This window comes from Brachybacterium saurashtrense (assembly GCF_003355475.1).
Lineage (GTDB): Bacteria > Actinomycetota > Actinomycetes > Actinomycetales > Dermabacteraceae > Brachybacterium > Brachybacterium saurashtrense.
On sequence record NZ_CP031356.1, the window covers coordinates 83,020 to 96,090 of the forward strand.

Consider the following 13,071-nt stretch of genomic DNA (forward strand, 5'->3'; position numbering starts at 1 on the left):
CCGCCCGGGCCCTCAGCCCGGGTGCACCACCGCGTCGGCGCGGGAGCGGGTCGCGGCGACCCGGCGGGCATTGCGCTCGTCGGGCCCCAGCGCCCACTCCCGCGCCCGCGGGGCCGGCTTGCCGAACCGTTCGTGGCGCGCGATCAGGCGCTCGTGCCGCAGCGTCTCCGGCACCTCCACGAACCAGCACGCGTCCAGCAGCGCCCGCACCCGCGCGAAGGCACCCTCGGTCTCCAGCAGGTAGTTGCCCTCGGTGAGCACCAGCGGCACCCCGGCCGGGACCTCCAGCGCGCCGGCGAGCGGCTGCTCGAGCTCCCGCTCGAACATCGGCGCCCACACCGGGCCGTCCCCGGGCAGCTGGGTGCGCAGCCGCTGCAGCAGCGCCACGTAGCCGTCGGCGTCGAAGGTGTCCACCGCGCCCTTCCGCTCCGCGCGGCCCAGGCGCTCCAGCGCCGCATCCGCCAGGTGGAAGCCGTCCATCGGCACCCGCACGCAGGAGCCGGCCGGCAGCGAGGCCACCAGGTGCTCGGCCAGGGAGGACTTCCCCGCGCCCGGCGCCCCCGCGAGGCCCAGCAGCCGCCGCGTGCCCGCCCGTCGCGCCTCGTCCACCAGCACCAGGGCGCGGGCGCCCGCCTCCTCGAGGTCGAGCTCATCCATGCAGCGTCACCTCCACCACCTCGCCGCGCAGCGGCAGGTGGAGCAGGATCCGGGAGGGGGCCAGGCCGCTCGCGGCGAGCGCCCGGGAGTAGGTGGCCAGCTGGCCCAGGTAGTGCTCGCGCACGTGCTCCACCGGGTGCTCTCCCGGGTAGGACTTGTGGTCCACCAGCACGATCTCGCCGCCCGGCAGGCGCAGCAGGGTGTCGATCCAGCCCTCCATCACCTGGTCCTCCTCGTTCCACCAGGTGAGGGGCTGCTCGGTGAGCAGCTCCGCGCCGGGGAACTCCTCGGCGAGGAACGACGCCCAGGCCGTCCCCGCCTCGACCAGCACGGTCGGCTCCACGGTGCGGGAGACCGTCCACCGCTGCACCAGCCGAGCCGCGGCCGCCTCCCGCTGCTCCTCGGTGAGCGCGTCCAGCGGCAGGGCGAGGTAGGCGTGGATCGCCTCGCCCACCCGCTCCCACTGCGGCCCGCCGCCGGTGACGAGCCGCCGACCGATCGTGCGCGGGGCGTGCACGGTCCCGAGCGCCTCGTCGGAGGCGACGCCGGAGGCCTGGAAGCGGGCGGCGCGCTGCACGGGGCCCTCGCCCTCCGGGCGCAGCGGCACGTCCGTCGCGGCGAGCGGATCGGGCACCGCGGGCAGGGACACCACGTCCTGCTCCATGAGCGCGTCGACGTCCACCGCGGTGAGCCGCGCCGGCAGCGGCGCCGCGGCGCCGTCCACGCGGAGCGCGCCCTCGCCCCAGGTGAGCAGCGCATCGTCCCCGTCGATCAGGGCGTCGAGCTCGCTGCGCGCCCCGCCCACGGCGAGCACCGCGGTGCTCGCCGCGCGGGTGAGCGCCACGTACTGCAGCCGCCCGGCCTCCTCGGCCTCCGCCTCCGCGCGCCTGCGGGTGAACGCGGAGTCCTCCAGCAGCGCCGCCACCTCCTCCGGGACCGCCAGCTCGGGCCGGAACTGCAGGTCCCGGCCCGCCAGCGGCGCCGTCACGTCGATCTCCTCGGGGGAGCGCACCAGCACGCCCCAGCGCTGGTCGCGCTCCTTCGCCCGCGCGGAGAGGTGCGTGACCACGTGGTCCCACTCCAGCCCCTTCGCGGCGTGGATGGTGCCCACCCACACCGCCTCCGGCAGGCCGGAGAGGTCCGGCCCCTCCTCCCAGGCGTCGAGCTCCGCCCGCAGGGCGGTGAGCGTGATCGGGGCGCCCTCGGCGCGCCGCCGCGCGGTGGTCTCCCGGGCCAGCGCCCGCAGCGCGTCCAGGGAGCGGCGGCGGGCGCCCTGCCCGCTCCAGCGCTTGATCCGCTGGGGCAGGTCGAGCGCGTCGATGAGCGCGCTGAGCATCTCCTCCGGCGTGTAGGCGATGCAGGCGCGCCGCACCGCGTGCAGCCCCTGCAGGGTCTCGTCCTCCCACCAGCGGGCGTACACGGCGCGTCGCGCCTCCCTGTCCGGCGCGGCCATCAGCTGCTCGAACCAGGTGCGGTGCGCGGCGTGGTCCTCCAGCAAAGTCACCAGCTCGGTGAGGGCGAGGGTGTCGGTGGCGTCGAGCGTCACCGCGAGCGCCGCCCGCACCATCTGCGCCTCCCGCGTGGACAGCAGCGCATGGGCCGCCCCGGCGGTGGGCACGCCCCGGGCCTGCAGCGCGGCGACCACCGCCTGACGCTGGGTGTGGGTGCGCACCAGCACCGCCGTGCTCCCCGGCGTGAAGGCGCCCTCCGCGATCCGCTCCCGGATCTGCTCGGCGATCATCGCGGCGTGCTTCTCGGCGGAGACCGCCCGGTTGTCGCCCTTGGTCGCCTCCCACACCTCGAGCGTCCCGCCGGCGGCCCGCTCCTGCCGCTGCGCGGGGATCGCGAGGGTGATCTGCTCGGCGCCCGTCCCGTCCGGGTCGAACACCCGCGTGAACAGGGCGTTGGTGAACTCCACCAGCTGTTCCCGGGAGCGCCAGGAGTGGGTGAGGTCCCGGATCTCGCCGGTGCCGAACACGGTGTCCCCGCGGCCCAGCGCCGCGATCACCTTCTGCATCAGCCGCGGGTCCGCGTCGCGGAACCCGTAGATCGCCTGCTTCGGGTCGCCCACCCAGATCTTGTCCTCGATCAGCCGCGACAGCTCCAGGAACAGGGCGAGCTGCACGGGGGAGGTGTCCTGGAACTCGTCGACCGCGAGCAGGCGGAAGCGGGAGGCGACCGAGGCGCGCACCCGCGGCGACTCCTGCAGCAGCCGCAGCGCCCGCACCTCCTGGTCGATGAAGTCGATCATCCCCAGGTCGCGCTTGTGCTGCTCGTAGGCGTCCAGCGACTCCGCGGCGGTGCCGAGCACCAGCGCGATGAGCGCGCGGACGTCCTCCTGCCAGGGCCCGCAGGCGGTGAACTGCGCGGCGATCTCCTCGCTCAGCGGGGCGAGCGTGCGCTTCGCGACCGCACCCATCGTCCCCGCCGCGATCCGGCGCCAGGCCGACCACGGCGCCCGGTCGTGGTCGGCGAGGGTGCGGCGCAGCCGCTGCAGGTCCTCGAGGTCCTTCGCGGTCCTGTTCAGGCTGCGCGCCGAGATCGGGCCGCCCGCGATCGGCTGCTCGTCGGCCGTGCGGGAGGCGGCCAGCGCGGCGCCCAGCTCCTCCAGCCGCTGGTCCAGCAGGTGCAGCCAGCGGGGCCGCAGGTCCGGGCCCGGCGCCGGCAGCGCGGCGTCCTCGCGGAACGACTCCCAGGAGGTCTCGCTCGCCGCGCGCAGCTGAGCGGCGTCGAGCAGGTTGGTGCGGGCCGCGTTCGCGATCGTGCGCACCTGGCCGCGCCAGGAGGGGCGGCGCCGGAAGGAGGTGTCGTCCTCGTCGCCGTCGTGCTCGGTGCGGGCCAGCAGATCGCTGTGCTCCTCGCCGCGGGCGGCGGCGGTGCGGGCGATCGCGGCGCCGAACGCGGCCTTCTGCGTGGTCTCGTCGAGCACGTCCACGGCGGGGGAGAGGCCGGCGTCCATCGCGTAGTCCGTCACCAGGCGCCCGGCCACGGAGTTCACGGTGCCGATCACCGCGGAGTCGATGCCGCGGGCCTGCGTCACCTGCGCGCCGTCCAGCAGCGTGGAGCGCACCCGCGCGGTGAGCTCCTCCGCGGCCTTCACCGTGAAGGTGGTGGCGATGACCTCGGAGGGGTCCAGGCCCCCGCCGATCAGGGCGGCCAGGCGCTGGGTGAGCGCGTACGTCTTGCCGGAGCCGGCCGAGGCGTTGATCAGGGTGAACGTCATGACGCATCGCCTCTCATCCCGCACAGCAGCGAGAACTCGCAGTAGTCGCAGCGCGCATCGACCACCAGCGCGCCCTCGGCGCGCGCGGCCTCCCGCGCCCGTTCGTAGGTCGTCTTCGCCGCGGTGCGGGGCGTGGCCAGGTCCTGCCCGGCGTCCCGCAGGATCTGGCCGCTGCGGGCGTCGACCTCGCCGTCGCCGATCGCGTCCAGCGCCGCCGTCATGCCGTCCACGCCGCGCCGCCACAGGTCCACCACGTCCAGGGTGGGCCGGCCGTGCGGGTCCAGCGCGGGGTTCGCCGCCACGAACTCGCCCTGGGCCAGCAGGTAGTAGCCCACGTCCACGTGGCGGTCGTGCAGGGGCCGGGCGTAGGCCGCCAGCTGCAGCGCCTCCCCGGTCTCGAACAGGTCCGGGTACTTCTTCGCGGCGAAGGTCCACTTCAGGTCGATCACCACGGGCCGGCCGTCCGCATCCTCCGCGTCCACGTCCCGGAAGCCCACGAACGGCACGGTCACCTCCCCGCGGCGCAGAGGCAGCGTGAGCGCCTCCTCGAAGCGGGACTCCACCGCCGTGATCACCAGGCCCGCCGCGGCCAGCCGGTCGAAGAACTCCACCAGCGAGCGCACGGCCTGCTCCCGCATCCCGGCCAGCTCCACCTCCCGCCCGGGCAGCAGCAGCTCGGAGGCCAGGCGCGGCACCTGCGCGTCGATCTCCTCCCGGACCCGCTGCGCCCCGGGCGGGCCGGTGCGGTCCTCGCGCTGCGCCAGCGCCTCCACCACCGCGTGCACCAGCGTGCCGATCATGCGGTTGCCGGTGGGGACCTGCGCGATCGACGCCGGCCGGATCTGCAGGCCGTTCTTGTACGTCCACTTCTGCCGGCAGCCCAGGAGGTCCTCCGCCTGGGAGTAGGACAGCCGTGCCGGGACCAGGTGCGGGGCGGGTTTGACCCGCCGGGTGAGATCCCGGGGCAGGGGGCGCGGCCGTGCGCGGGGCGGCACCTCGAGCGGCCGACGGGATCCGGCGAGGTCGAAGCCGTCCTCGCCGAGGGTCCGCTCCGGGGCGAGGGTGTGCGCGGCCAGGACCTCGGCCACGCCCTGCCCGGGCTCGGCCCGTGCGGCGGCGAGGTGGGCGAGCAGGGCGTGCGGTGCGACGGCCTCCTCGGCACGGCGCCGTGTGCGCACCACCACGAGCCGCTCCGCCCCGTGCAGGCCTCGCAGCCCGGCATCCGTGGCCAGCGCCGCCAGGCGCGCGGGCGGGAGGATCCGGGCACCGAGCGCGGTGAGCGCCTCCGCCTCCGCCGCGTCCCACACCACGCCGGTGGCGGCGTCGTCGCGGTCGGCGCCCCACCACAGCACGTCCCCGCCGCGCGGCAGCAGCTGGGCGGGCCGGCTGCAGGTGCGCCAGGCGGCGCTCGCCTCCGGGCGGGCGAAGGGGGAGGCCGCCCGGCCGCCCGCGGCCTCGACCATCTGCGCCAGCTCGCGGGTGCCGAGCACGCGGGAGTCCTCGAGGGTGTCGAGCACCTCCCGCAGCACCTGCAGGTGCTGCGAGGCCCGGGTGAGCTCCGGCGCGCCCTGCCCGAGGGCCCGCAGCCGCGCGCCCAGCGCGTCGGTCGCCTCCCGCACCCGCGGCGGGGTCAGCGCCTCCGGCGGGATCGGGGCGGCGACCAGGGCGGCGAGCGCGGCGACGAACTCGCGCCCGCCGGCCGCCATCCCCTTGTCGGCCGCGATCGCCGCCAGCGCCCGCCGCCAGTGCGCCCCGCCGATGCCGGGCTCCTGCGCGAGGGCGTCCAGCAGCCGGGCCCGGGCACGGGCGGGGACGAGGCCCACGTGCTCCCGCCCGCCCTCCGGGGCGTCCAGCACGCGCAGATCGAGCAGGGCGGCGAGCTGCTGCACGTCCACCGGGGCGAGGGCGACGGAGAGGAACAGCGGCAGGATCTGCAGGGCCGTGCGGTGCGCGGCCGGTGCGGCGACGCCGAGGGCGGGCAGGCCGCGGCGGTGCAGCTCCTGGTCCAGCAGCACGGTGTCCGCCCCGGCGAGCACCTGCAGCGGTGCGCCGTCACGGCCGGCGAGGAACCGGGCGGCGGTCTCGGCCGCGGCCCATTCGTCCTCCGCCTCCACGAGCAGCAGCGCGGGGGAGCGCCCGCCCGCGGCCTCGGCGGGCTCGCGCCGCACCCCGGCCCGCTCCAACAGGGACAGCAGGCGCGGCCACAGGCCGGGCAGCTCCTCCGGGGGCTCGTGGCACACCAGCACCTCGAGGCCCAGCGGCCAGGTGACCTCCTGCTCGAGCACGTCCACCAGCTCGCGCAGGTCGTCCGCCGCGCCGGGCCGGGCCGCGGAGTGCCGGGCCTCGATCGCGCACAGCGCCGCGATCCGCTCCGGGAGCCCGTCGCGGGGGACCAGCCGGGCGCCCGCCTCGACCGCGGCGTCCCGCCACCGCAGCAGCGCGGCCGTGGTCGCCCACGGGTCCGCGGCGGCGGAGTCCCGCACCCAGGCAGGAGCGGCGGCGGCCAGGGCGCGGGAGTACTCCGCCACGCGCACCGCCTGCTCCACGGGCGGCCGGGTCAGGCCCAGCCGGTTCTGCAGCAGCTGCACCAGCGCGCGCGGCCCCATCCGCGCCGCGCCCCGGGCGCCGCCCCCGTCGGCCCAGGCGGCGCCGTCGAGCGACCAGCCGAACTCGATCCGCATGCGCCACCCCTCCGTCGCAGGTCGCAGACCCGGGCGGGCCTGCGGCTCCACCCTAGGGGAGGGGACCGACATCTACGGCGCGGGGTCCGGGATCTCCTCGGGGCGGTACGCGGGCAGGCGCGAGGCCGGCAGCGCGGCGATCGCGCTGAGCCCGGCCAGGAGCAGGAAGCCCGTCTTCAGGGTGCGCAGCCTCTGCTCCTCGTTGAGCGCGATGGCGGCCTCCACCTGGGCGTCCGTGGCCGTGGTGCGGCTGAGCACCTCGTGCAGCTCGTCGTTGCTGACGAAGTTCACCTGATCGAGGTCCACCTGCGCCACCAGCTCCTCCGGCAGCTCCGGGTGCTCCGTCACCGCACGGCCCACGCCCACCCCGAGGACCATCACCAGCACCGCCCCCATCACGGCGGTGCCCACGGCCGAGGCGAGGTTCTGGGTGGTGCCGCGCAGGGATCCGACGTCGCCGGCCAGTCGCGTGGGAGCCGAGGTCACCAGCACGTTGAACACCAGGGTGACCAGCGCGCCCTGGCCGATCCCGAAGACCACCAGGCCGAGGATCGTGGGCAGCGTCTCCCAGTTGTTGGTGACCACGGCGGAGAGCCAGATCAGCGCCCCCGTGGTGAGGGCGAAGGCGAACAGGGCGATGGTGCGCGGGGAGAAGCGGGAGTAGAAGCGCACGATGAGGGTGGCGGTGACGAAGACCGTGAGGTTGAACGGCATCATCGCCCACGAGGTGTCGAGCGGGGTGCGCCCCTGCACCACCTGGATGTAGATCGGCACGGTGAAGTTCACCGCCGCCTCCATCAGCACGATGATGAACATCGCGTACACCGCCGAGCGCTCGGTGCGGCTGCCGAGCACGCTGAGATCCACCAGCGGGACCTTCCCCTGCCGCATCCGTCGCAGGGTCCACAGGATGAACAGCTGCCCGAGGACCACGCCCACCACCACCAGCACCGGGGCGGGGGACAGGCCCAGCAGCGAGAAGGGGGCCTCCGGCGCGGCCAGCAGCGCGCCCCAGCCGTTGAGGTTGTTGAACCCCAGGGTGAGGGCCACGACGGCGCCGCCGACCAGCACCGAGGCGACCAGGTCGATGCGGGTCGAGGCATCGCCCCGGTCCGAGCGCAGGGTGAAGCTCAGCGCGAAGACCACCACGGCGAGCACCAGGGTGATGACGAAGATCGGCCGCCACCCCACGAAGGTGCCGAGCGTGCCGCCGATGAGGAAGGCGCTCATGCCGGAGAACGCCCGGGCGGACCCCAGGGAGCCGACGGCCGTGGCCTGCTGCGCCCCGCGGTAGTTCTCGGCGATGAGCGCGACCAGCGCCGGCACGATGATGGCCGCGGCCGCCCCGGCGAGCACCTGCCCCGCGATCGCCCACCCGATCGTGGGGGAGAGGATCATCAGCAGCGAGGAGGTCGCGAACACGGCCAGGACGGCCCGGAAGATGAGGGTCCACCCGATGCGCTGGCCGAGCTTCGCCCCCGTCATCACCAGGGCCGCGACCGCGAGCCCGTAGACGACGATGGTGGAGCTGGCGACGGTGGGCGGGACGGAGAAGTCCTCGACCATGCCGCCCAGCGAGATCGGCAGCGCGGCCACGTTGAAGGACATCAGCACCTGGGCGAGGAACAGCCCGCTCATCGGGACCCAGGATCTGCGCTCGGTGTCAGCCATCGGTGCGGGCCCCTTTCCGGGCGTGCGTGGTGGAGGCGAAGAGGTTCAGGCCCAGGGTGCGGGCCAGATGGGCGCAGGCGCGCTGTCCGCGCACGCTGTTGCCGGCGCGGTCCAGCGGCGGGGAGAACACGCCGAGCGCGCCCTTGCCGGGGGCGACGGCGACGATCCCGCCGGACACGCCGGACTTCGCGGGCAGACCGATCTCGAACTGCCACTCGCCGGAGAGCTCGTACATCCCGCACGCGGCGAGCACCGCCAGGGTGTCGCGGCACACCTCGGCGGAGACCACCTGCTCCCCGGTGACCGGGTTCAGCCCGCCGTCGGCGAGGGTCGCTCCCATCACGGCGAGATCCTCGGCCGTCACCAGGAGCGAGCACTGCCGGGTGTACACCTCGACCATCTCCGGGGCGTCCCCGCGGAGGCGCTCGTAGGAGGCGAGCAGCGAGGCGATCCCCCGGTTGCGGTGGTTGGAGGCGGATTCGGAGCGCAGCACCCGCTCGTCGATCTCGAGGGAGCGGCCCGCGAAGCGGCTGAGACCCTCGTGCACGCCCTGCCATCTCTGCTCGGCGTCGGCGCCGGGCATGAGCGCGGTGGTGGCGATCGCCCCGGCGTTGACCATCGGGTTCATCGGACTGCCGGCGTTCAGCTCGAGGGCGATGACGGAGTTGAAGGGCAGTCCGGTGTTGTTCACGCCGACGATCCGGTGGACCTCCTCGTGGCCGATCGCCTCGAGCACCAGCGCGAGCACGAAGGCCTTGGAGATCGACTGGATGGTGAAGGGCGCGGAGGTGTCGCCGGCGAGGTGCTGGGTGCCGTCCACCTCCGTCAGCGCGAGGCCGAACAGCGCCGGATCCGCCTCCGCGAGCGCGGGGATGTAGTCGGCGACCTCGCCCTCGCCGAGCGGCGCATAGCGGGCATGCGCCGCCTGCAGGAGCTCCTCGACGGTGGACTCCGCAGGAAGGTCCCCGGTCAGCGCGCGCTGCGGGACATCCGGAAGATGCGTCTCGAACACGGCGTTCCCCCTCCTTTGAGTCCCCTCACCCTATGCCAGGTGGTCGTGCTCGTGGCAGGCCCGGCCGCTCAGCGGTTGAACGGGTCGTCGGGGCGGACGCTCCAGCTGAAGCCGCGCTCGTGGAGCATCTGCCCGGACTCGTCGGGTGCGAGCACCAGGTCCTGCCCGTCGCCGGTGACGTGCAGGGTCCCGTCGGCCTGCTCGGCGACCTCCAGCACCAGCGTCTCGGGTTCGGTCCCGGCGTACTCCTGCACGGTCTGTCCCTGCTGGCGCAGCCCGCGCAGCTCCAGCGCGATGGTGCCGCCGTCCCGGCGCGTCCAGGTGCCGGTGAGCAGGGTGCCGTCGGCCAGGCGCAGCTGCGCGGCGGCCGCGTCGCCGTAGCGGGTACCGCCGAGCGCGAGGGCGCTCCATCGGGTGTCCTGGGACAGCTGCGCGGCGGGCTCGGCGGTGTCCTCGGCGACCGTCCACACCCCCGCCGGCACGGAGTCGTCCACGCTGCGCGGCGGGTACATCGTCGAGACGCCCCAGGCGACCAGCCCCGCGAGCACGAGCGCCGCGACCGGTCCGGCGATCGCCCCGACCCGCTCGGCCGGGCGCCAGGGGATCAGTCGCGGCGAGGGACCGGGCCCGATCTCCCCGCGCCCCAGCACCGCGCGCCACAGCCGCGGCATCCACGGGATCAGCACCAGGAGCGAGAGCAGCACGTACACGGCCGACGGGGTCTTGACCATCACGTCGTAGCCGAGGTTCAGCACCAGCACCAGGCCCATCGACGCCGCCCCGATGAGCGCGCCGAGCGGCACCGTGCGCCGCCACAGCAGCGCCAGCCCGGCCCCGAACTCGGCCAGGCCGGCGAGGAACTGGAACAGCGGCGAGAAGGCGACCATCCGCCACAGCAGCCCCATCGGGCTCATCTCGCCGTGCATGATCAGGGCGTCGCCCGCGTCGGAGAACCCGAACTGGCCGAACACCAGCTTCGCCGCGCCGTAGTAGAGCAGCACCAGCGCGAGCACGAGCCGGATCGCGCCGTGGGCCCACCAGGCGAGGGTGACGCCGGCGAGGCGGGCGAGACGCTTCTCGGTGGAGTAGTCGGTCGTGGGGGAGGCCATGCCCCCACCTCACCCCACCGCGCGCCCGCGCCTCCTCACCCCGGGGTATCGAGCGGGTACGACCTTCGTCAGCCCTGGTGCGCGCTGCCCGGGTGCGCCCACGGCGGGGCGTCGTCGCCCGGGTAGCCGTCGGGCACCTGGTCCTGTGCCTGCTGCTGCGCGGCGCGTGCCTGCTGCTCCGCCTCCTGGCGGGCCCGGCCCGCGGAGGGGCGGCGGGCGTTGCGCGCGTCCGCCGCGTCGGCGTCCTGCGACGCCTCGGCGGCGGCCTGGGACTGCAGCATCGCGGTGCGGATCTCCTCGCCCATGCCGCCCACGGCGCCGGGGTTCGAGGGCAGGTACAGCACGTTGGAGCGGCCGTTGCGGGCCACGTCCTGCATGGTGTCGAAGTACTGGGTCATCAGCAGCAGCTGCTCGGCGGAGTTCTCGATGCCCACCTTGCGCAGCATCTCGTACTGCTCCGCGATGCCCAGCGCGATCGCCTTGCGCTGGCCGGCGACGCCCTCGCCCTGCAGGCGCTTGGACTCCGCCTCGGCCTCGGCCTGGGTGACGCGCTTGATCTTGTCCGCCTCGGCGAGGGACTGCGCGGCGACGCGGTCGCGCTGGGCGGCGTTGATGGAGTTCATCGAGTCACGCACCCGCTGGTCCGGGGAGATGTCCTGCACCAGCGTGTTGATGATGTTGAAGCCGAACTCCTCCATCCGCGTGGACAGCGTGGTCTCCACGCTGCGGGCGATGTCGTCCTTCGACTCGAAGGCCTGGTCCAGCTCGAGGGAGCTCAGCGCGGAGCGCACGGTGTCGAACACGTACGAGCGGATCTGCGCCTCGGGGTTCGAGAGCTTGTAGTACGCGTCCACGACCTGCTCCTCGCGGATGCGGTACTGGACGGCGACCGGCACCGTGACGAACACGTTGTCCTTGGTCTTGGACTCGATGTTCACCTCCAGCTGCTGGACGCGCAGGGAGACCGGCCGGGTGGTGGAGTCGATGAAGGGGGTCTTGAAGTTCAGTCCCGCGTGGGCGACGCGCTTGAACCGGCCGAACCGCTCCACGATCACGGCTTCCTGCGTGTGGACCGTGAACATCAGCGAGGTGCGCAGGCCGCCGAACAGCAGCGCGCCCACGATCGCGAGCACGACGAGCAGGACGACGATGACGACCAGGACGACGATGGCGCCTTCCATAATTTCCCCCTTGGTGGTGATGACGTGTGCGTCACACGCTATCAACCCTCGTCGGACGTCAGGCGCGCAGCCCCAGCTCGCTCTCGATCCGCTTGGCGATCCGCACCGGCGGCACCGGCGGGGCGTAGCGGCGCAGCACGCGGCCCTCGCCGTCGATGAGGAACTTCGTGAAGTTCCAGGCGATACGCCCCCCGATCACGCCGGCCTTCTGCGCGCACATCCACTGCCACAGCGGGTGCGCGTCCGGACCGTTCACGTCGATCTTCGAGAACAGATCGAAGGTGACCCCGTAGACCGAGGCGCAGAACTCCTCGGTGTCCGCATCGGTGCCGGGATCCTGGTGGAACTGGTCCGAGGGGAAGCCGAGCACGCTCACGCCGTGGGGGCGGAAGCGCTCGTGGAGCTCCTGGAGCGCGGTGAGCTGCGGGGTGAAGCCGCACTGCGTGGCGATGTTGACGACGACGACCAGGTGACCGCGGTACTCGCTCATCTCGCGGCGCTCCCCGGTGATGGTGAGTGCGGAGAAGTCGTGGAAGGTCTGCTCGGTCATGGGCCCCTGACTCGGCTCGGAGGTGACGTGCGCCTCCATCGTAGGCCGCGCCCGGGGGAGTCAGGCGAGGAAGGCGTCCACCTCGAAGCGGGTGGGGGCGCTCTCGGTGCCGCGCCGGGTCACGGCGATCGCCGCCGCCGCGTTCGCACGCGTCGCGGCGGACTCCCAGTCCGCGCCCAGCGCCCGCTCCGCCAGCAGCACGCCGGTGTGGGTGTCGCCGGCGCCGTTGGTGTCCACCGCCTGTTGCGGGAAGGCGGGGATCTCGGTGCCGCGCCCGTGGTGGAACACCAGGCAGCCGCGCTCCCCGTCGCGCACCACGATCACGGCGCCCGGGGCGAGGCGCCGGCGGATCGAGGCCGGGGTGTCCTCGAGGGCGTCGAGGTCGGTGAGTGCCCGCGCCTCGTCGGCGTTCGAGGTCCACACCGTGGTGCGCGCCAGCACCCTGTCCTGCACCGCGCGGGGGAAGTGCGCGAACGGGTCTCCCGGGTCCAGCACCACCGAGACCCCTTCGGGCAACGCCTCGAGGAACTCCAGCAGCGGCTCCCGGGTGGGCTCGAAGAGGCTGTACCCGGAGACGCACAGCAGGTCCCCGGGCCGGGGATCCAGGGTGGCGAGGGAGGCGGCGGTGATCTGCCGCTCCGCGCCGTACACGGTGACGAAGGTGCGCTCGGCGGAGGGCTCCAGCAGCACCGTGCAGTAGCCGGTGTCGGCCTCCGGGCGCGGCGCGTCCGAGAGCGCCACCCCGTCCCGGGCGAGCGCCTCGCGGATCAGGTCCCCGCGGGGGCCGGTGCCATGGGCGCCGCCGTGCACCGCCTGGGCCCCGGTGCGGGCCGCCGCGATCAACGTGGTCACGGCGCCGCCGGCGTACGTGGTCTCGCGGCGGGCGTTGGCGTTGCCGCCGCGTTCGGGCAGCGCATCGACCTCGAGGATCACGTCGACGAGCGCCTGGGAGGTGTGGAGCACGCGGGGCATGCACCGAGTCTAGGT

At 74.4% G+C, this 13,071-nt stretch carries 9 protein-coding genes; all 9 read right to left on the reverse strand.

The features are described 5' to 3' along the window. Window positions 1–12: 12 nt before the first annotated feature. The 9 genes from DWV08_RS00390 to DWV08_RS00430 all read right to left on the reverse strand — a co-directional run bounded on the left by DWV08_RS00390 (window position 13) and on the right by DWV08_RS00430 (window position 13,056). Window positions 13–657: a nucleoside/nucleotide kinase family protein gene (locus tag DWV08_RS00390; RefSeq protein ID WP_115411988.1), complete on the reverse strand. Its 645-nt coding sequence runs from the start codon at window positions 655–657 to the stop codon at window positions 13–15. After that, the gene (locus DWV08_RS00395) at window positions 650–3,880 is read right to left on the reverse strand and encodes a UvrD-helicase domain-containing protein (protein ID WP_115411989.1); all 3,231 of its coding nucleotides are present in this window, start codon (window positions 3,878–3,880) and stop codon (window positions 650–652) included. The genes DWV08_RS00390 and DWV08_RS00395 overlap by 8 nt, the downstream gene beginning before the upstream one ends. Further along, on the reverse strand, window positions 3,877–6,561 hold the full coding sequence (locus DWV08_RS00400) for a PD-(D/E)XK nuclease family protein (RefSeq protein WP_115411990.1): 2,685 nt from the start codon (window positions 6,559–6,561) through the stop codon (window positions 3,877–3,879). The genes DWV08_RS00395 and DWV08_RS00400 overlap by 4 nt, the downstream gene beginning before the upstream one ends. A gap of 72 nt (window positions 6,562–6,633) precedes the next feature. After that, window positions 6,634–8,232, reverse strand: a complete 1,599-nt coding sequence (locus DWV08_RS00405; RefSeq protein WP_241237418.1) for an MFS transporter — start codon at window positions 8,230–8,232, stop codon at window positions 6,634–6,636. Further along, window positions 8,225–9,244 (reverse strand): glutaminase A, encoded by a 1,020-nt coding sequence (gene glsA / locus DWV08_RS00410; RefSeq protein WP_115411992.1) that lies wholly within the window; start codon window positions 9,242–9,244, stop codon window positions 8,225–8,227. The genes DWV08_RS00405 and glsA overlap by 8 nt, the downstream gene beginning before the upstream one ends. A 68-nt stretch (window positions 9,245–9,312) precedes the next feature. Further along, window positions 9,313–10,353 (reverse strand): hypothetical protein, encoded by a 1,041-nt coding sequence (locus tag DWV08_RS00415; protein ID WP_115411993.1) that lies wholly within the window; start codon window positions 10,351–10,353, stop codon window positions 9,313–9,315. A gap of 68 nt (window positions 10,354–10,421) precedes the next feature. Beyond that, entirely contained in the window at window positions 10,422–11,534 is a 1,113-nt protein-coding gene (locus tag DWV08_RS00420; RefSeq protein WP_115411994.1) for an SPFH domain-containing protein, read from the reverse strand. 58 nt (window positions 11,535–11,592) lie between these two features. Continuing rightward, window positions 11,593–12,084 carry a glutathione peroxidase gene (locus DWV08_RS00425; RefSeq protein ID WP_115411995.1) on the reverse strand — a complete coding sequence of 164 codons (492 nt, stop codon included), beginning with the start codon at window positions 12,082–12,084 and terminating at the stop codon, window positions 11,593–11,595. A 60-nt stretch (window positions 12,085–12,144) separates the two neighbouring features. Continuing rightward, window positions 12,145–13,056: a PfkB family carbohydrate kinase gene (locus DWV08_RS00430; RefSeq protein WP_115411996.1), complete on the reverse strand. Its 912-nt coding sequence runs from the start codon at window positions 13,054–13,056 to the stop codon at window positions 12,145–12,147. Window positions 13,057–13,071: the final 15 nt, after the last annotated feature.